Raw genomic sequence first — 19,247 nt, 5'->3', positions numbered from 1 at the left:
CTTGTCATACTTGTGACCGTATTCGGGTCTACACTGGGGGCCTTTGCAATGCAGTCTTTTACGCTAGGAGGTCAGCAATGAAGATCCTGATAAAAGAATTGGCAAAATCCAAAGGTACCCAATGGCAGGTTCAACTCGACCAGCATGCGGTGACTTTCCGCAGCGAGGCCGAAGCCCGAGCCTTCGCCAATACGCTGGAAACGCGTCTGCAAGCCCCCCACCGATTCCCCGAAAGCCAACAGCGCGCCGCCGGCTGATTACAGCTGGGCGGCTTGCAGCGCCCTGGCGTTCTGCAATTTGCGGGTGACCATCGCCAGCGTCACCACCAGACCCCCACACAGGCTGATGACCGTTGCCATCGGCACGGCGCTGCCATCGTGCAGCACGCCCACCAACGCCGCGGCGCCGGCCGCCACGCTGAACTGCAGGCAGCCGAGCATCGCCGAGGCACTGCCGGCCCGCGCACCCTGACCGTTCATGGCGCAGGCCGAGGCATTGGGAAGGATGCAGCCCAGGCTGGCGATACAAATGAACAGCGGCGCCAGCAGCGGCCAGAGTTGTGCCGGGTGCAGCGAACTGACAGCGAGCAAGGCCAGGCCACCCAGCAGGTAGATCCACACTGTGCGTGCCAGCAGGAACGCCGGGCCACGCTTGGCCAGCAACCGCGCATTGATCTGCGCCACCAGGATGAAGCCGCCGGCGTTGATCCCGAAGAACCAGCCGAAGTGCTCGGCCGGCACGCCATAGAGCTTGATGAAGACAAAAGGCGAACCGGCGATGTAGGCGAACATCCCGGCGATGGCGATGCCCCCGGTCAGGGCATGGCCGAGGAACACCCGGTCAGCCAGCAACCGACCGTACTGGCGCAAGGCCCCGGACAACGGCTGGCGCGGCACATGGGCCGGCAGGCTTTCCGGCAAGCCCAGCGCTACTGCCAGGCCGGCCAGGGCGCTGAACAGGGTCAGCATGATGAAGATCGACTGCCAGCCGTAGAGATTCACCAGCAGGCCGCCGAGCATCGGCGCCAGGATCGGCGCCAGGCCCATGACCAGCATCAGCTGGGAAAACACCTTGGCCGAACCCACCGCATCGCACTTGTCGCTGACCACCGCCCGGGAAATCACCATGCCCGCGCAGCCGCCCAGGGCCTGGACGAACCGCGCGCCGATCAGCCATTCCAGGTTCGGCGCGTAGGCACAGGCCAGGGACGCCAGGGTGAACAGCCCCACCCCCGCCAGCAACGGGATGCGCCGGCCGAAGCGGTCGGCCACGGGGCCGTAGGCCAGCTGGCCGATGGACAGGCCGAGGAAGTAGGCCGCCAGGGTCAGCTGAACGTGTTTTTCATCGGTGCCAAAGGCCAGCGCCATCGCCGGGAACGCCGGCAGATAGAAGTCGATGGCCAGAGGACCGAAGGCGCTCAGGGCGCCGAGAATCAGGATTGTGCGAAGGTTCATCAGGCATCCAGGTACGGGTCGGTCGGCAGCCCGACAGTTTATCCGCGCTTGGAGGCCTTGAACATTCCGATAGGTCGCTAACTATTAAAAAGACCGGCTAAATCCGCTCACGCCAGCTTGACCGCATAGCCTTCTTCGCTGATCAGGCTGATCACCTCATCGGCGGACAAGCGGCTTTCCACACCCACTTCCCGGGCCCCGAGATCGACCTTGACGCTGGCTGCCGGGTCCTTGCTCTGCACCGCCTGGGTGATGGCCCGGACGCAGTGACCGCAGGACATCCCTTCGACATTGAACACTTGCATGACGCTTCTCCTGTAGTGAGGGTTGTCGCCAGTCTCGACCTTGCCATCATGGCAAGGTCAAGTTCTGGATGCATCTGCCGGGCTGGCAATCGGCGACGCGCTCGGCCAAGCTTCACCCCTCAACGACACGACACTAGGAGATTCAGCCATGCGCTGGTCGGTTATCAGCCTGTTCAGCCTCCTCGGCCTGATCGCAGCATCCCCTTCGGTCAACGCCGCCGGTGAGGACTACGGCGTCCTGATCATTTCCCGGGAACGCCTGGAAGTCGCCACCTCCTGCGAAATCGGCCTGTACATCGAGGACCAGTTGGCGGGCCGGCTGTTCCAGGAACAAGCCACGTCCTTCAACCTGCCGCCGGGCAAAGTCTCGCTGCGCCTGAAACTGCTGCCGGGGCAGATGCCGGGCTGCAACCCGGGCATGCTCGCGCCAGGCTCCCAGGACATCAGCCTCAAGGCCGGCGACGTGCTGAAGTTCCGCATCGCCATGACCCCGTCGGGCCTGCACCTCCAGCGCACCGGCCTGGGATACTGAGGCCCCGGGTCGTCGCCTGCGCCCTGTCCCTCCCCGGAACCGGCACGGGCGACGATCCGGGCGCTACCCCCGAGACAGATTGAAGCACCCCGCACCATGGCGCTTGACCTTGCCAGCATGGCAAGGTTGATCCTGTAGACCACCGTTTACAGGGAGTGTCAGTGATGTCCGAATCAACCACTTTTGACCTGCCGATTGCCGGCATGACCTGCGCCAGCTGCGCCGGGCGCGTGGAGCGCGCCTTGAGCAAGGTCGCGGGCGCTGCGGCCGTCAGCGTCAACCTCGCCACCGAACAGGCCCGTGTCCAGGCGCCCAGCGACAGCCTGCCGGCGCTGATGGCCGCGGTGCAGGATGCCGGCTACAGCGTGCCGGCCCACAGCCTGGAGCTGAATATCGGCGGCATGACCTGCGCCTCCTGCGTCGGCCGTGTGGAACGCGCGCTGAGCAAGGTGGCCGGGGTCACCCGGGTCAGCGTCAACCTGGCCAACGAACGCGCGCACATCGATCTGCTGGGCCAGGTCGATAGCGCCGACTTGATCGCCGCCGTCAGCAAGGCCGGCTACTCCGCCACCCTGTGGCAAGCCGAACACCCCGAGCGCGACGATCAGGAACAACGCCTGCGGCACGAACGCTGGTCCCTGGTGCTGGCGATCCTGCTGGCCCTGCCGCTGGTACTGCCCATGGTGGTGCAACCCTTTGGCCTGCACTGGATGCTCCCGGCCTGGGCACAGTTCGTCCTGGCCACGCCGGTGCAATTCATCTTCGGTGCGCGTTTTTATGTCGCCGCCTGGAAAGCCGTGCGCGCTGGCGCCGGCAACATGGACCTGCTGGTGGCCCTGGGCACCAGCGCCGGTTACGGCTTGAGCCTCTACCAATGGGCCATCACCCCCGCCGGCGGCATGCCGCACCTGTACTTCGAGGCCTCGGCCGTGGTCATCGCCCTGGTGCTGCTGGGCAAGTACCTGGAAAGCCGCGCCAAACGCCAGACCGCCAGCGCCATCCGCGCCCTCGAAGCCTTGCGCCCGGAACGGGCGATCCAGGTCGTCGATGGCCGTGAGCAGGAAGTGGCGATCAGCGCCCTGCGCCTGAACGACCTGGTGCTGGTCAAGCCCGGCGAGCGCTTCCCGGTGGACGGCGAAGTGGTCGAAGGCCAGAGCCATGCCGACGAAGCCCTGATCAGCGGTGAAAGCCTGCCGGTGCCGAAACAGCCCGGCGACCCGGTCACCGGCGGCGCCATCAACGGCGAAGGCCGGCTGCTGGTGCGGACCCTGGCCCTCGGCGCGGAAACCGTACTGGCGCGCATCATCCGCCTGGTGGAGGACGCCCAGGCCGGCAAGGCACCGATCCAGAAACTGGTGGACCGGGTCAGCCAGGTGTTCGTGCCGGCGGTGCTGGTGCTGGCCCTGGCGACGCTGGTCGGCTGGTGGCTGTATGGCGCGCCGCTGGAAACCGCGCTGATCAATGCGGTCGCGGTGCTGGTCATCGCCTGTCCCTGCGCGCTGGGGCTGGCCACGCCGACCGCGATCATGGCCGGCACCGGCGTCGCCGCCCGCCACGGAATCCTGATCAAGGATGCCGAAGCCCTGGAGCGCGCCCATGAAGTCAGCACGGTGGTCTTCGACAAGACCGGCACCCTGACCTCCGGCACGCCACGCATCGCCCACCTGGATGCGGTCGACGGCGACGAAGACCGCTTGCTGCAACTGGCCGGCGCCCTGCAACGCGGCAGCGAACACCCGCTGGCCAAGGCGGTTCTCGACCTGTGCGCCGAACGCCAGCTGGCGGTGGCCGACGTCAGCGCCAGCCAGTCCCTGACCGGCCGCGGCATCGCCGGCACCCTGGACGGCCGCCAACTGGCCCTGGGCAACCGACGCCTGCTCGAAGAAAGCGGCCTGCAGGCCGGCGACCTGGCGGCCTCGGCCCAGGCCTGGGAAACCGAAGGCCGCACCCTGTCCTGGCTGATCGAACAACAGCCGCAATCACGGGTGCTGGGCCTGTTCGCCTTTGGCGACACCCTCAAGCCCGGCGCCCTGCAAGCGGTGCAGCAACTGAGTGTGCGCCATATCGGCAGCCACCTGCTGACCGGCGACAACCGCGGCAGCGCCAAGGTGGTCGCCGAGGCCCTGGGCATTGCCGACGTGCACGCCGAAGTGCTGCCCGCCGACAAGGCCGCCACCGTCGCCGAACTGAAAAAGACCGGCGTGGTGGCGATGGTCGGCGACGGCATCAACGACGCCCCGGCCCTGGCCGCCGCCGATATCGGCATCGCCATGGGCGGGGGGACCGATGTGGCGATGCACGCGGCGGGGATCACCCTGATGCGCGGCGACCCGCGCCTGGTGCCGGCGGCCCTGGAGATCAGCCGCAAGACCTACGCGAAGATCCGCCAGAACCTGTTCTGGGCCTTCGTCTACAACCTGATCGGCATTCCGCTGGCGGCGTTCGGCCTGCTCAACCCGGTGCTGGCCGGTGCGGCCATGGCGCTGTCCAGCGTCAGCGTGGTGAGCAATGCGCTACTGTTGAAAACTTGGAAACCCAAAGACCTGGAGGACGCTCGATGAACATCGGCCAAGCAGCCCGCAAGAGCGGCCTGAGCGCCAAGATGATCCGCTACTACGAGTCCATCGGCCTGCTCCGGCCGGCCCATCGCAGCGACAGCGGCTACCGCCTGTACGGTGACGACGACCTGCACAGCCTGGCCTTTATCAAGCGCTCGCGGGATCTGGGCTTTTCCCTGGAGGAAGTGGGCAAGCTGCTGACCCTGTGGCAGGACCGCCAGCGCGCCAGCGCCGATGTCAAAGCTCTGGCCCGCCAGCACATCGACGAGCTCAACCGGAAAATCGCCGAGCTGGCCGGGCTGCGCGACACCCTGCAGGACCTGGTGCAGCACTGCCACGGCGACCATCGCCCGGATTGCCCGATTCTCAAGGACCTGGCCTCCGGCGGATGCTGCACGCCCCCATGACCTGTAGCCGTTGCCGCAGGCTGCGATCGCTCTGGGCGGTACTCCGTGCGAAGAGGACATGTTCTTCGTGATCGCTGGAAGGCTCTTCGAGCCTTATCGCAGCCTATCGGCAGCGGCTACGTGATTCACGGGTACAAAAAATCCGGCAATAGCCGGATTTTTTGTGCCCGTGAATCACTGCATCCAGGGCGGAGGCGGTGGTTCCTCGGACTTGGCCGGTGGCGCGTCGTCGGCCATGCGTATGGCTTGGCGCCGTTCCTCGTCCAGGCGCGCCGCCTCGATCTCCCGCAGCACGCCGCCGACATCCGCCAGTTCTTGCGGATCGTCGAACTCGCCGGTCAGGACGCTGGCCGGGTGCAGGGTGCCCGCTTCGTACAGGGCCCACATCTCCTTGGCGTAGCGGGTGCGTTTGAGCTCCGGGGCGAAACGCCCGAAGTAGGACGCCATGTTGCCGACATCCCGCTCCAGCATGCTGAAGGCGTGGTTGTTGCCCGCCGCATCCACCGCCTGGGGCAGGTCGATGATCACCGGGCCGTCGGGGGTCAGCAGCACGTTGAACTCGGACAGGTCACCGTGCACCAGGCCGGTACACAGCATCAGCACGATCTGGGAAATCAGGAAGGCGTGATATTCGCGGGCCTGATCCGGCTCCAGCACCACGTCATTCAGGCGCGGCGCGGCATCGCCGTATTCATCCGCCACCAGTTCCATCAGCAGCACGCCTTCGAGGAAGTCGAACGGCTTGGGCACCCGCACCCCGGCGTTGGCCAGGCGGAACAGGGCCGCCACTTCGGCGTTCTGCCAGGCGTCCTCGGTCTCCTTGCGCCCGAACTTGGACCCCTTGGCCATCGCGCGAGCCTGACGGCTGTTGCGCACCTTGCGGCCTTCCTGATACTCGGCCGCCTGACGAAAACTTCGTTTGTTCGCCTCCTTGTAAACCTTGGCGCAACGTAATTCGTTGCCGCAGCGCACCACATAAACAGCTGCTTCTTTACCACTCATGAGTGGGCGCAGCACCTCGTCGACCAGACCGTCCTCGATCAGGGGTTCAATGCGTTTTGGAGTCTTCATCAGCTTTTATCAGGGGTCCTTTATTACCAAACACGCGAATGTCACTCGTTATACGGCAATCCTCGCACCACGGGGAGAGGTTACCGACCTACGACAGTGCCGATGCACTCAATGTGCCAGGTCAACCCGTCATGTCGACAGGCTCGACCGACCAGGATCATAGCCCAGTGCTCGGCGGCTGCCCGTTACTAAAGGCCGGGGAAAATGTGACAGAAGCTGGCGAGCGCTTCGCGCTCGATCGCGAGCAAGCTTGCTCCTACAGAGGGGCCGCCACTGCGCAAACACCTGGCCCCTCAGCGCTCGACAATCGCCGTCACGCCCTGGCCACCGGCGGCGCAGATCGAAATCAGGCCACGCCCCTGCCCCGCCACCTCCAGCAGCTTCGCCAGGTTGGCGACAATGCGCCCGCCGGTGGCGGCGAACGGATGCCCGGCGGCCAGCGAGCTGCCTTTGACATTCAGCCGGCTGCGGTCGATGGAACCCAAGGGCGCGTCCAGCCCCAGGCGGGTCTTGCAGTAATCTGCGTCCTCCCAGGCCTTGAGCGTGCACAGCACCTGCGCGGCGAAGGCCTCATGGATTTCGTAGTAATCGAAGTCCTGCAGCCTCAGGCCATTGCGGGCCAGCAAGCGCGGCACCGCGTAGACCGGCGCCATCAACAGCCCTTCCGCGCCGTGGACGAAATCCACCGCCGCCGCTTCGCCGTCGCGCAGATAGGCGAGAATCGGCAAGCCACGTTCCTTCGCCCATTCCTCACTGCCCAGCAGCACCAGGGACGCGCCATCGGTCAACGGCGTGGAGTTGCCCGCGGTCAGGGTGCCTTTGTCGCCGCGTTCGAACACCGGCTTCAACGACGCCAGTTTTTCCAGGGTCAGGTCCGGGCGCAGGTTGTTGTCGCGGGTCAGGCCGAGGAAGGGGGTCATCAGGTCGTCGTGCCAACCCTCGGCATAGGCGGCGGCCATTTTCTGATGGCTCTCCAGCGCCAACTGATCCTGCTCGTCGCGGGGAATGTTCCAGGTTTGCGCCATCCGCTCGCAGTGCTGGCCCATGGACAAGCCGGTCCGCGGTTCGCCATTGCGCGGCAGTTCCGGCTTGAGGTGCCAGGGGCGCAGTTGCAGGAAAGTCATGAGCTTGTCGCCCAGGGTCTTGCCGCGGTTGGCTTGCAGCAGGATCTTGCGCAGCCCCTCGTTGACCCCGATCGGCGCGTCCGAGGTGGTATCGACGCCGCCGGCGATGCCGCATTCGATCTGCCCCAGGGCGATCTTGTTGGCCACCAGCAACGCCGCTTCCAGACCGGTGCCGCAGGCTTGCTGGATATCGTAGGCCGGGGTGGCCGGCGACAGCCGCGAGCCGAGCACGCATTCGCGGGTCAGGTTGAAATCCCGGGAATGCTTGAGCACCGCGCCAGCGGCCACTTCGCCCAGGCGCAGGCCGTGCAGGCGGTAGCGCTCGATCAGGCCTTCCAGGGCCGCGGTAAGCATGGCCTGGTTGCTCGCGGTGGCGTAAGGCCCGTTGGAACGGGCAAAGGGGATACGGTTGCCGCCGATAATCGCAACACGACGCAGCTGAGTCATGGAAAGCTCCCTATTCTGTGAGTGGCACAACCGACAAGCGTAGGTTCTGTAAGAAAAGTCGCCGAGCGGCGATCAGGCCGTTCATATGCAGAACCCAGCTTGTATCTCATGGACCGAACGACCAAAGGCCCCTCGTGGTCCACACTTTGAACCTCAGTTCCTGGAGCGTGTTCCATGTCAGATCGTTACATCGACTTCGCCAACTCGTCCATCGGCCACCGCCTGGTCGGGGCCCTTGGCCTGCCGTCGCCGGTACGTCTGGAGCGCTGGCAGGCCGGCCGCATGCGCCCGGTCGAGGGGGCGCTGCTGATCGGCGGCGGCCCGCTGACCCAGCAGGTCGGCGCCATCGCCCCGCGGCTGACCGAGAGCATCTACAGCTACGGCACCGATCCGACCCTCGCCACCGCCTGGATTCCCGGCCACGGCCCCAAGCTCAAGGCCGTGGTGTTCGACGCCAGCGACCTCCTGCAAACCGACCAGCTCAAGCAGTTGCGCGAATTTTTCCAGCCGCTGATGAAGAACCTCGAACCCAGCGCGCACCTGGTGATTCTCGGCCGCGCCCCCGAAACCCTCGGCGATCCGTTCGCCGCCAGCGCCCAACGTGCCCTGGAGGGTTTCAGCCGCTCGCTGGCCAAGGAGCTGCGCGGTGGTGCCACCCTGCAATTGCTGTACGTCGGTGAGGGTGCCGAAAGCCAGCTGGAAGGCGCGCTGCGCTTCTTCCTCTCGCCAAAAAGCGCTTACATCTCCGGCCAGGCGATCCGCCTGACCCCCTGCGCCACCCAGGTCCAGGACTGGACCCGGCCCCTGGCCGGCGCGCGGGCACTGGTCACTGGCGCGGCGCGCGGCATCGGCGCCTCGATCGCCGAGACCCTGACCCGGGATGGCGCCCAGGTGGTGCTGCTGGACGTGCCCGCCGCCAAGACCGACCTCGAAGCCCTGGCCGCGCGCCTGGGCGGCCACGCGATCACCCTGGATATCTGCGCCGAAGACGCCGCGACCCGGCTGGTGGAACAGTTGCCGGACGGCATCGACATCGTGGTGCACAACGCCGGCATCACCCGCGACAAGACCCTGGCCAACATGACCCCGGAATTCTGGGACGCGGTGCTGGCGGTCAACCTCAATGCCCCGCAGGTACTGACCAAGGCCCTGCTGGACAGCGGCTGCCTGCACGACAACGGCCGGCTGATCCTGCTGGCGTCCATCAGCGGTATCGCCGGCAATCGCGGGCAGACCAACTATGCGGCGAGCAAGGCCGGGCTGATCGGCCTGGCCCAGTCCTGGGCCCCGCTGTTGCAAGAGCGCGGCATCAGCATCAACGCGGTGGCCCCGGGTTTTATCGAAACCCAGATGACCGCGCACATTCCGTTCGCCCTGCGCGAGGCCGGGCGGCGCATGAGTTCGCTGGGGCAAGGCGGACTGCCGCAGGACGTCGCCGAAGCCGTGGCCTGGCTCGCCCAGCCGGGCAGTGGCGCGGTCAGCGGGCAAGCGCTGCGAGTCTGTGGGCAAAGCGTATTGGGAGCGTGAACATGAGCCTGCAATGGCATGAGCTGGATACTCCGCCGAACCTGCCCGAGCTGTACTGGAAGGCCGCGATCCGCCGCAAGATCACCGGCATCGAGCTGCCTGAATATGGCCTGCGCCGCCAGGTGAGCGTGCAGCCGGCAAAGCTTGCGGCCTATCGCCAGGTCTGCGGTTTTACCGAGAACGGCCTGCTGCCGCCGACCTACCCCCATGTGCTGGCGTTCGCCCTGCAGATGCAATTACTGACCGCCAGGGACTTCCCCTTTCCACTGCTGGGGCTGATCCATCTGGCCAACCGCATTCGCGTGCTACGGCCCATGGGTGGGGTCGGCAACTTGAGCATCGGGGTGCGTGCGGACAACGTGCAGCCCCATGCCAAAGGCGCGGTTTTCGATCTGTTGACCTACGTCGACGACGCCCTGGGACCGCTGTGGGAAGCACAAAGCCGGATGCTCTGTCGGGGTGTGCAACTGCCGGGCGAAGCATCGGCCGAAGAGCCGTCGGCCGAGGCCAGCCTCAGCGAGCTGACGCGCTGGCAAGCCCCCGCCGACATCGGCCGGCGTTACGCCCGGGTGTCCGGCGACTACAACCCGATTCACCTGAGCGCCATCAGCGCCCGAATGTTCGGTTTCCCCCAGGCCATCGCCCACGGCCTGTGGAACAAGGCGCGGACCCTGGCGGCGTTGAGCGAGCATTTGCCGGCGGCCCCTGTCGAGATTGCCGTGGACTTTCGAAAGCCGGTGCGCCTGCCCAGCGAGGTGTGCCTGCTGGCAAGCGCCGCGGGTTCGAGCGGCGACCTGCGCCTGACCGGCGCTGGCGACCTGGAACATATGAGCGGGCACTGGCAGCCGCTGGCCTGAGCCCGCCTCAACCGCGACGAATCAGGAACACGCCCGCCAGGATCAGCACCAGCCCGGCAATCTTGCCGAGGCTGATGGGCGCCTCGCGAAACCCCGCCCAGCCGAAATGGTCCAGCGCCAGGGCCATGCCCAACTGCCCGGCCAGCACCAGGGCCATGAACAGCATGGCGCCGATCCGCGGGCCGGCGAAAGCCGCGGTGGCAATGAAAAACGCTCCCAGCAGACCGCCGCACCAGTGCCACCAGGTCAGGCTTTTCAAGGCCGTCAGGCCGGGCACTTCGCGCTGGGCCATGGCCAGGACCAGCAAGGCCACGGTGCCGACAAAAAACGAAATCAGCGCCGCCGCCAGCACGCTGGAAACCTGCTTGGCCAATTGGCCGTTGATTCCCGCTTGCAGGGGTAAAAAAGCACCGGCAATCACCGGCAGGCAAAGCAGCCACCAGACAGGGGCAGGCATAAAGTTTCTCCAGAAAAAAAGCCAGGCCGCGGATTATAAGGCAAGTTGACGCCAAATTCGTGACGGGGTCGCCAGGCAATTAATTGTATATATATAACTTTCGTTGACGCCCCCTAATAGTTCTCACTTGAAAAAACACAACATACTGATTAACAACACCTTTTAAAAAACATATTCGCTTATCACACCTTTGGTATTAGTCCCTCTGCAGGAGCAAAAACAGTCAATATATAAGTTGTTAATACCAACTTGAGAATGGTGAAAAAAAGTACTTGGACCTTTTATAGCGGCTACGGACGAAAACATCTCCAGCAACAGAACTGGAGAGTTATCGAAGACAACAAAACGTTGTAACAGGTGCAAGGAATCTCACTCATGAAAACTCAAGTCTGGTTGAAAACAAGCACAGCGCTGGCCCTGATCCTGGCCCTCGGCCTGACCGGTTGCAGCAGCGGCGGTGGCGGCCACAAGAGCAGTTCCGGCAGCTCCTCGCCCGACAGCGCGGCAGGTACCGACAGTGGCTCTGGCGGCTCCGGCGATGGTTCGGGCGGTGCCGGCGGCACCGGTGGCGGCACCGCGGGCACAGGCGGGACCGGCGGAATCGATGGCGGAACTGATGGTACAGGCGGGATCGGCGGCGGTACGGGTGGTACAGGTGGAACCGGCGGCGGCACTGCAGGGACGGGTGGCACTGGCGGGACCGGAGGCACGGGTGGCGGTACCGGTGGAGGTGGCGGCACCGACCCGACCAACCCAACGGATCCGACCGACCCGACAACCCCCACCACTACCCCGTTGGTCACCTCGACCCTGGTGTCCGACCTCGGCAGCACCATCAGCGGCGTCGGCGACGGTGTCAGCACCCTCAGCAGCGCGCTGGCTCCGCTTCCGGTAGTCGGCGGGGTCCTGCAAAGCGCGGTGAACACTTCCGGCAATGTGGTCGACACCGTAGGCGATGGCCTGACCAATGGCCTCGGCCAACTGGGTAGCGATCCACAGGCCTTGAGCAAGACCACGGCCATAGTCGGCAACGTGGTGTCGGACGTCGGCGATGGCGTCTCGGACATCAGCGGCAAGCTGGCCACCAGCACCAGCAGCATTCCCCTGGTGGGCGGCGTGGTCACCCGGGTGGCGCCGGTACTCGACGGCGTCGGCGACAAGGTCAGCATGCTCGGCGACACCCTCACCACCGTGACCAGTAGCGGCCCCCTGGGGACAGCGACAGACAAGGTCGGCAACAACCTGCTGGTGCCGGTCGTCACCCTGGCAGAAGGCCTGACCGGCAAGGTGGTCAGCGCCACGGGCCTGAGCGCTCCGGTCGGCAGCCTGATCGACAAGGTGGCAACGACCGTCGACGGCCTGGGCGACAAAGTCACCGCCACGGGCAGTGGCAACACGCTGACCAATACCCTGGGCGGCACCCTGAACAATGTCGCCACCACCATCGGCAATACCAGCAACCTGACGACCGCCCCGAGCACCGGCGGGGGAACCATTGGCGGCGCCGGCCTGCTGGAAACCGTCGGCGGTGCGGTGGTCAACCTGGGTACCGGCTTGAATGCCGGCAACACCAACACCCTGGTCAGCGCCACAGGGGTAAGCACAGCCTCGGTCGGCAACGTCGTAGCCTCGGTGGGCGGAGCCCTGGGCGGCACGGGTGTGGCCAATGTTGGCGCCACTGCGCCACTGGCCGGTGTCGGCGCCACCGTCGGCGCAGCGTTGAACCCGGTCACCACCACCGTCACCGGCCTGACCCAGCAAGTGGGCGCCACGACCGGCACCGGCACCCCCATCGCCGGCCTGCTCACCCAGGTAGGAGGCGCCGTCAGCACAGTAGGCACCACCCTCACCGCCAGCGCCCCCAACCCTGTGGTGAGCACCGTCGGCCAGACCGTGAACACCCTGGGGGCCACGGTCACCTCGGTCGGGACCCTGGTCGACGGTGGCACCACCGGCGGCACCACGGGCAGCCTCGGTGGCGTGCTCGGCGGGCTGACCGGAACCCTGGGCGGCACCCGATAAGCGTTTTGCACCTGGCCGATTCGACGGCCCTACCTACAGCGCCTACGCTTGGTTGGAGACGAGGGATTCGATTGAGTCTCTCGTCTTTTTCTTGCCTGGAGCATGACGGTTGCAGTCCTTGATCAAGGCCAAGACCCTGACAAGCGCCGCCGACTGAAGTACCTCTCGCGTTGCTGCGACTTGACCATGGAGTGTCCTATGCGCGCTTTGGCTCCCTTGCTGTTAGTCTCGCTTTGCTCATACGTCCACGCCGAAAACCTTCCCAGCTTTCTCAATAGCAACGAAACCATCCGCAACCTGCCGGTGCCCAACCTGCCGGCCGACGCCTACCGCCCCACGACCCCGGCGCCCAAACTGGCCCCCCCCACGGAACCCCAGGCCCAGCCCCTGATGATGGGCACCACAGTCAACGTCAGCACCGTGCAGATCGAGGGCGGCACCCTCTATCCGCTGAGCGAGCTGGCAGAGATCTACAAGCCGCTGATCGGCCATGCAAGCACCCTGGGGCAACTGATCGAAGCCACCCGGGAAATCACCCGCCGCTACCAGCAGGACGGCTATCTGTTGTCCTATGCGTTCCTGCCGCAACAGAGCTTCGACCAGGGCACCGTGCGCGTAGTCCTGGTGGAGGGCTACATCAAGGACTACCAGCTGCAGGGCGATATCGGCCCGGTCTCGGCCTACCTCGACAAACTGGTGGCAAAACTCAAGGCCGAACGGCCGCTGACCCGCAAGACCTTCGAGCACTACACCACCCTGATGAGCCGCATTCCCGGGGTCACCCTGCAAGCCCAGGTGCCGCCACCGGGAACCACCGACGGCGCGGCCTACCTGATTGCCCAGGCCAGCCGCAAACCGTTCACCAGCAGCCTCAGCACCACCGACGACAACCGCAATGGCCTGCAAGCCCTGCTGGCGGTCAGCAGCAACTCGCAGACCTCCATGGGCGAGCAGGTAACCCTCAGCGGTCTGTTCCCGCCGGGGGACGATCACGAGCACTACTACCGCCTGGACTACAACCAGTTTCTCAATGACGAAGGCACCCAGCTGAGCCTGTACGGCACGCGCTACCGCGCCGACCCGGGGACCAATGTGCGGCTCGACAACGGCCTCGAACTCAAGCCCCGCCGGGAGAACGACCGCTACTCCATAGGCTTGAGCCACCCGGTCATCGCCGCCCCCAACGAGCTGCTGATCCTGGGTTCGCGCCTGTATGCGGTCAACGACAAGACCCGCTATCAAGTGGTGGGTTATCCGCAGAGCGTCGAACTGAAAACCGACATTCGCGCCCTGGCCTTCGAGGGCGACTGGCGCAAGGCCAATGCACGCCAACTAAGGATTCTCAGTGCCGGGGTGTACCAGGGGCTGGACGCCCTGGGCGCGAAGACCAACGACAACCTCTACGACCTGGACTTCTTCCGCGTGCGCCTGTCCGGCGTGCAGAGCGACAAGTTCTTCGACAACTGGCAAGGGGTGCTGTCGGCGGCCCTGTACTGGAGCCGCGACAACCTGCCCGACAGCGAGCGCGCGGTGTTCGGCGGGCAGAACTTCGGCCGAGGCTACCCCGACGACCAGGCGTCCGGCGACAAGGGTTGGGGCGCGGCCTACGAGGTGAACTACAGCTTCAATCGCGAAGACCGCTGGCTGCGAATCCTCCAGCCGTACGTGGTGCTGGATCGCTCGCGGACCTGGTTCAACGAACTGCCGGTCCAGGGCAACGACCTGTCGTCGGCCGCCGTCGGCCTGCGCTTTGGCGACGCCAAGTACTACAACATCTCCCTCGAAGCGGCCAAGCCGATGTCCGATGAAGCCCTGGACACCCACAACCGGCGCCCGCGCTACACCCTGAGTTTCAGCTACCAGCTGTAAAAAGCCCCTCAAGCCAAACGAAAGCGACCCGCTCCAAGGCGGGTCGTTGTGTTCAGGCGAGCATCAGAAGTCGTAGCGCACCTTGGCGCTGAAGGTATCGGCAGAGAAGTCGGTCTTGGTCAGGTAGTTGTACGAACCGCCCAGGCTCCAGGCACCGACGCGATAGGTCGCGCCCAGGCTCGTTTCATAACTGTCGCGTTCCGGCGATGCGCCGCTGGTGGTGAATGGCGTGCCCCCCAGGACAAAGGTCGAGGTGGTGTTGGCCTTGTCAGCGATGAAGTCGTGCCAGGCCATGACCCTGGCTTCCGGCTCCAGGCTGCCCCGGCCCAGATCGAACGCGGCGGCCAGGCGCGCGCCAATGCCCAGCTCGCCCACTTCATAACGCTGGCTGGCGACATTCAAGGCCGCCGAGCTGCCTTTTTCGCGGTACGAATCGATCATCACGTTGGCGTAACGGGCACCGACCTGCGGTTCGAGCAGCAGGTGCCGGTCAAGGCGCAGGCTGTAGCCGGCCAGGGCATTGACGCCGAAGATTTCACTGTCGTAATCGCCCTTGGCGCGGGTGCCGGCGACGTAGCGTTTGGACTCGTTGTCGTTCCAGCCGTACATCAACGAAGCGTCGACGAAGAAGTTGTCGTGGGTCCAGTCGCCATACAGGGTCAGGGCATGGCCGGTGACATCGGTCTTGTTGCCAGTGGAGGACTTCACGTCGCTGTCCAGGTAGCTGTAGGCCAGGCCCAGTGTCGTGTCGGCATTGAGCTGGCCGTCGGCACCCACGGCAATCCCGTGGCTGTTGGCGTCATAACCCTCGACACCCTTGCGGCTGTCCTGGTCGGCGTCACTGGACAGCGCCTGGAGCCACACGCCCTTCTCGGCCAACACGTCGCCCGAAGACAAGCCATTGCGAGCGCTGCTGGAGCGGTTGGTGATCACATTGCTGACCAGGTTCTGGCCACTGGTGGCGGCATGAATCACCCCACGGCTGACGTCCGGGCCCAGGGTCTCGGAGAGCCTGGCCAGCTCGGCATCCGAGGAGGCGCTGGCAAAGGCGCGAAACACCGGATCGTTTTCATCGAGCCGTGTCATCAGGCTGTTCGACAACGGCTTGATGGCGTTCGCGGCGTTTTGCGAGCCGTCCGCCTGGATGATGTTCTCCTCGACCACCGCAGGGTTCTTGGTGGTGACCAGCGCCTTCAGGTCATTGCCTTCGATGCCGAAGCTTTTGACTTCCAGCAACGCGGACGACGACACCACATTGGCGTTCTGCGGCTCTTCCCAAGTGCCGGTGTTGATCAGGGTGTAGCGCGTGCCATCGGCACCGGTGCGGAAATCGCTGGAGCGCGCCGCCAGTTCAATGCGGCTGCCTTCGCCGAAATAAGTAGAGCCCGTGACCTTCAGGATCGGCGTCGTCGGGTGGGTATCGTTGTCCAGCAACAAGCGCAAGATGGCGGTCGAAGAGTCCAGGTCGAGCCCACCATCGAGGGTGGTTTGCGGACGTAACAGGGTCAGGCGAGCGTCATCGATATCCACATACAAGGCCCGAATGGTCGAGCCATCGAAGCTCACCTCACCACCAGCCAGCACACCGAAAAGCCCGAGCAGATCGCCTTTGACCTGCCCCCCGTCCCAGTAGAAAAAAGTACGCTGGTGATCGTCCTGAATCGCTGCGGTACCGCCCTCGATAAGACCAGCGGTCTGGACGATGGAAAAAGAAGACGGGTTATTGGCCAGGCTGATTATATGGATGCCAATGCCATCAGCCGAAATCGTGCCACTGTTGTTGATATGGCTGCGGGCAAATCCAGAGAGGACAGCGTTTTCAATTTCGATGCCCTTGGCGTTCTGCCCACGGGCGCTGATCGTCCCACTGTTGTCGATATTGGACAGCCTGGAAAGTACCAGCAGGCCATGGGCGTCATCCCCCCTGACCGCAATCGTCCCCTTGTTGAGCACCTGGCCAGTGATATTCGACTGATAGAGATCCAGGCCCGCGGCCCCCGTGGCCGACACGGAAATATCGCCTTCGTTGATCAGGTTGCCACCGATGCGGCTGCCGGAATGCAGGATACCGCTCGGCAAGGCAGAAGCATCCAGGCCGTCGATCCGCACCGAACCGCGGTTGATGAAGTCGCCGGTAAAGGTCGAAGCGGTCGACGCCTGAGAAGCGAAGAACAACCCGGCCTGGGTCGAGCCGCTGCTGAAATTGACCGCCCCGTCATTGATAAAACCGCCCTGGACCGTCAACCCCCTGAAATCGGCGCCAGTGTTCTGCGACGTCCCGCTCAACCGCACATTGTCGAAGGTCTGCAGCGTGCTGTTCAAGGCACCGCCACCGAGGTCGTAGTTCTGGTCCGCCGCCATCGACGATGACGCATGGGGCACGGCGGCGGCCACAGACAGCGCCAGCAGAGAGCGGCGCAGGTATGAAGTATTCAATGGGGGTATCCCTTCCAGAAACGCGGACGACAGGTTTCAGCAGGCGCGCCGGTGTCTTTCAGGCATCCCTACCGGCTTGTCGGCAAACGCCCGGACAAGCGGCGGCAAATGTACAAGAGCCATCATTATGACACCATCAAAAAATCACACCGACGGCGACGAAAACCGAGCATCGGGAGGAGCGCGAAGGTTCAGGGATTGACCAGATGGATACGTGGCAGCGGGAACAGCGTGTTCAGGGTTTCCAGCAGGCGCACGTGATAGATGGGTTTGCGGAACAGGTCCAGCACTTGCAGGCGCAGCAGGTCGCTGACGTCATCCATGTCGGCATGACCCGAGGTGACGATCACCGGCAGGTGCTGGCGGGAGGTGTGGTCGCGCAGGCGCCTGATCAGCGACAGGCCACTCTCCTCCGGCATGCGCAGGTCGGTGATGACCAGCGCGATGTCCGGGTGTTGAGTGAGATGGGCCAGGGCGAGCTTGACCGAGGTCGCGGTGAAGCAGCAAAAGCCTTCACCCTCCAGCAATTCGGCGAGCTCGAGCAGCGCGTCCTCTTCATCGTCCACGAGAAGAAGCTGCTGGCGTGGAAACGAAGAGGAGCTCATGGGCAATACCTGAAAGTGACTGAATACCGATGGGTATCGACGCCTCGATAAAGCCTTGAGGACCGGTGTTACGGGGTACTAGGAGCAGCAGCGCTAGTGTCGCCCTCCAACGCCCCTTGCAAAGTCGTGAAGGTGGTGGTGATAGCGCTTGAAATGTCAGGTACGAATGCCGCGATGGCCACGGCCACCATACCGGCGATAAGTGCGTACTCGATCCCTGACGCGCCCTCGTTATTCTTGAGGAAACGCAGGAGCCGGGAGGCCAGAAGGGTGATCCATTGGGTGGCGAGAATGAAGAACATCTAGTTTCTCCTCAACGCACTGAGTGTTGCAGCGTTGCAACATGATTCCCCTGTGCCACCACAGCATTGTCAACAAACTTCCAGCCAACAACTGTAAGAACGAATTAATCATTAAGTATTAGCTCGGCCCTTTGGCGTCAAAAAAACGCGACATCGGACAGGGCACGGATGAGCCAAGTTATTTTCTCGACAGTAATGGCGTTTTGTTGCAGCTGTTCTACCTTCAAATAGCGAAATAGTTGCTTGTTCATAGCTGCCTGATTGCGAAATTGACTCATTGGATGTGCGAGTCGGTAATGCAGCGGGAAAGGGAGAGCCGTCATGAACAGTCGTATCACTATGGGGTTGGCTGGGGTGTTTCTGGTGGGGGCTCTCATTGCCGGTTACTGGGGTCTGGCATTGAGTCGCCGGCCCGCAGCGCAACCTGTAGCGCAGCCTTCCCCCGACGCCGTGCAAACCGTCACTGCTTCCGCCGAAGATGCGACTCGCCAGCCCGTCGCGGTGCTGGTACGCGACATACCTCCGTTCGTTCCCATCAAGGCCGGCGATGTCACGCTGGAGCGGCTGCGCACCGCGCCCGCCGGCAGCCTCAAAAGCCTCGATCAAGTCATCGGACGCACGCCATGGCGGGCGTTGCCGGCGGGGACCTGGCTGAGCGAGGAAAGCTTCGAAGCCGGGGGCAGCGTGGCCCGCATGATCCGTGCCGACGAGCGCGCCCTGGCCGTCGCGGTAGACGAAGTCATCGGCGCCAGCGGGCAACTGAGCCCTGGCGACTACGTCGATGTGCTGCTGTTCCTGCGCCAGGACAGCAACAACCTGCTGCCCTCGGCCCAGGTCGTGGTGCCGGCCCTGCGGGTGCTGGGCATTGGCGAGCAACTGGGCCTGACCAACGATGGCAAGCCGGGCTCGCCGCCCGCCAGTGCCGAGGAAAAACTCAAACAGGATCAGCGTCGCCTGAACGCGCGCAGCGTGTTGCTGGCCGTCCCGGAACCCTTGCTGAGCCGCTTGATGCTCGCGGCTCAAGCCGGCGTTCTGCGCCTGGCGGTACGCAGCGCCGACGAGAAACGCCTGGCGCATTACTGGGCCGGCGAAAAAAGCGCGTCGAAGCATCTGCAAAACGCCGACAGATCCTTGATCCAGTTCAACCAGTTGGCCCTGTCCACCCCCTCCCCCTCCACCGTCAGAACGTTCGACGCCACATCGCGTCGCGCCCAGATAGAAGTCATACGCGGCATCGAAGCGAGCCAACAAACACCCTGATCATGCAAGGACAC

Annotated in this window: 17 protein-coding genes; 9 read left to right on the top strand and 8 right to left on the bottom strand. The window is 64.4% G+C overall.

Translation table 11 applies throughout. The features are described 5' to 3' along the window. The first annotated feature begins 77 nt into the window (after window positions 1-77). A complete protein-coding gene (locus AC3RCP_RS04720; RefSeq protein WP_007923286.1) occupies window positions 78-257 on the top strand; it encodes a hypothetical protein in 180 nt (59 codons plus the stop codon). Here the strand turns inward: AC3RCP_RS04720 and AC3RCP_RS04715 are convergent, their stop codons facing one another. Next, the gene (locus AC3RCP_RS04715; RefSeq protein WP_492571453.1) at window positions 258-1,454 is read right to left on the bottom strand and encodes a multidrug effflux MFS transporter; all 1,197 of its coding nucleotides are present in this window, start codon (window positions 1,452-1,454) and stop codon (window positions 258-260) included. It abuts the gene before it with no gap. A 107-nt stretch (window positions 1,455-1,561) separates the two neighbouring features. Continuing rightward, window positions 1,562-1,759 (bottom strand): heavy-metal-associated domain-containing protein, encoded by a 198-nt coding sequence (locus AC3RCP_RS04710; RefSeq protein ID WP_007923288.1) that lies wholly within the window; start codon window positions 1,757-1,759, stop codon window positions 1,562-1,564. A 148-nt stretch (window positions 1,760-1,907) separates the two neighbouring features. Between AC3RCP_RS04710 and AC3RCP_RS04705 the strand changes: the two genes are divergently transcribed. The 3 genes from AC3RCP_RS04705 to cueR all read left to right on the top strand — a co-directional run bounded on the left by AC3RCP_RS04705 (window position 1,908) and on the right by cueR (window position 5,256). After that, a complete protein-coding gene (locus tag AC3RCP_RS04705; RefSeq protein WP_492571452.1) occupies window positions 1,908-2,291 on the top strand; it encodes a hypothetical protein in 384 nt (127 codons plus the stop codon). Window positions 2,292-2,455: 164 nt separating this feature from the next. Further along, window positions 2,456-4,852 carry a heavy metal translocating P-type ATPase gene (locus AC3RCP_RS04700; RefSeq protein ID WP_492571451.1) on the top strand — a complete coding sequence of 799 codons (2,397 nt, stop codon included), beginning with the start codon at window positions 2,456-2,458 and terminating at the stop codon, window positions 4,850-4,852. Next, complete coding sequence (gene cueR, locus AC3RCP_RS04695; protein WP_053259511.1) at window positions 4,849-5,256, top strand: Cu(I)-responsive transcriptional regulator; 408 nt, start codon at window positions 4,849-4,851, stop codon at window positions 5,254-5,256. The genes AC3RCP_RS04700 and cueR overlap by 4 nt, the downstream gene beginning before the upstream one ends. A 174-nt stretch (window positions 5,257-5,430) precedes the next feature. On the opposite strand, the gene AC3RCP_RS04690 is transcribed toward cueR, so the two are convergent. Both AC3RCP_RS04690 and AC3RCP_RS04685 read right to left on the bottom strand, forming a co-directional pair. Beyond that, window positions 5,431-6,327 (bottom strand): PA4780 family RIO1-like protein kinase, encoded by an 897-nt coding sequence (locus AC3RCP_RS04690; protein WP_101336743.1) that lies wholly within the window; start codon window positions 6,325-6,327, stop codon window positions 5,431-5,433. 293 nt (window positions 6,328-6,620) lie between these two features. Beyond that, a complete protein-coding gene (locus AC3RCP_RS04685) occupies window positions 6,621-7,898 on the bottom strand; it encodes an acetyl-CoA C-acetyltransferase (protein WP_492571450.1) in 1,278 nt (425 codons plus the stop codon). 174 nt (window positions 7,899-8,072) lie between these two features. On the opposite strand from AC3RCP_RS04685, the gene AC3RCP_RS04680 reads away from it, so the two are divergent. Further along, window positions 8,073-9,425 carry a 3-oxoacyl-ACP reductase gene (locus AC3RCP_RS04680; protein ID WP_492571449.1) on the top strand — a complete coding sequence of 451 codons (1,353 nt, stop codon included), beginning with the start codon at window positions 8,073-8,075 and terminating at the stop codon, window positions 9,423-9,425. Between the two features lie 2 nt (window positions 9,426-9,427). Continuing rightward, window positions 9,428-10,282 carry a MaoC family dehydratase gene (locus AC3RCP_RS04675; protein ID WP_102680523.1) on the top strand — a complete coding sequence of 285 codons (855 nt, stop codon included), beginning with the start codon at window positions 9,428-9,430 and terminating at the stop codon, window positions 10,280-10,282. A gap of 7 nt (window positions 10,283-10,289) precedes the next feature. Here AC3RCP_RS04675 and AC3RCP_RS04670 read toward each other — a convergent pair whose 3' ends face one another. Continuing rightward, window positions 10,290-10,739 (bottom strand): DMT family transporter, encoded by a 450-nt coding sequence (locus AC3RCP_RS04670; protein ID WP_007928728.1) that lies wholly within the window; start codon window positions 10,737-10,739, stop codon window positions 10,290-10,292. A gap of 375 nt (window positions 10,740-11,114) precedes the next feature. Between AC3RCP_RS04670 and AC3RCP_RS04665 the strand changes: the two genes are divergently transcribed. Both AC3RCP_RS04665 and AC3RCP_RS04660 read left to right on the top strand, forming a co-directional pair. Then, window positions 11,115-12,761: a collagen-like triple helix repeat-containing protein gene (locus AC3RCP_RS04665; protein ID WP_492571448.1), complete on the top strand. Its 1,647-nt coding sequence runs from the start codon at window positions 11,115-11,117 to the stop codon at window positions 12,759-12,761. Window positions 12,762-12,959: 198 nt separating this feature from the next. Beyond that, window positions 12,960-14,630: a ShlB/FhaC/HecB family hemolysin secretion/activation protein gene (locus AC3RCP_RS04660; protein ID WP_492571447.1), complete on the top strand. Its 1,671-nt coding sequence runs from the start codon at window positions 12,960-12,962 to the stop codon at window positions 14,628-14,630. Window positions 14,631-14,693: 63 nt separating this feature from the next. Here AC3RCP_RS04660 and AC3RCP_RS04655 read toward each other — a convergent pair whose 3' ends face one another. From AC3RCP_RS04655 to AC3RCP_RS04645, 3 genes are all read right to left on the bottom strand, one after another. Beyond that, the gene (locus tag AC3RCP_RS04655; protein ID WP_492571446.1) at window positions 14,694-17,066 is read right to left on the bottom strand and encodes an autotransporter family protein; all 2,373 of its coding nucleotides are present in this window, start codon (window positions 17,064-17,066) and stop codon (window positions 14,694-14,696) included. A 191-nt stretch (window positions 17,067-17,257) separates the two neighbouring features. Next, complete coding sequence (locus AC3RCP_RS04650; protein ID WP_007928714.1) at window positions 17,258-17,671, bottom strand: response regulator; 414 nt, start codon at window positions 17,669-17,671, stop codon at window positions 17,258-17,260. A gap of 68 nt (window positions 17,672-17,739) precedes the next feature. Next, window positions 17,740-17,973: a Flp family type IVb pilin gene (locus AC3RCP_RS04645; protein WP_101336736.1), complete on the bottom strand. Its 234-nt coding sequence runs from the start codon at window positions 17,971-17,973 to the stop codon at window positions 17,740-17,742. A gap of 321 nt (window positions 17,974-18,294) precedes the next feature. Between AC3RCP_RS04645 and cpaB the strand changes: the two genes are divergently transcribed. Next, window positions 18,295-19,233, top strand: a complete 939-nt coding sequence (gene cpaB, locus AC3RCP_RS04640; protein WP_007928707.1) for a Flp pilus assembly protein CpaB — start codon at window positions 18,295-18,297, stop codon at window positions 19,231-19,233. Window positions 19,234-19,247: the final 14 nt, after the last annotated feature.

This window comes from Pseudomonas sp. GW822-FHT05A08, assembly GCF_058800485.1.
The sequence above is the reverse complement of the archived record's forward strand: the minus strand, read 5'-3'. Positions and strand labels throughout refer to the sequence as shown.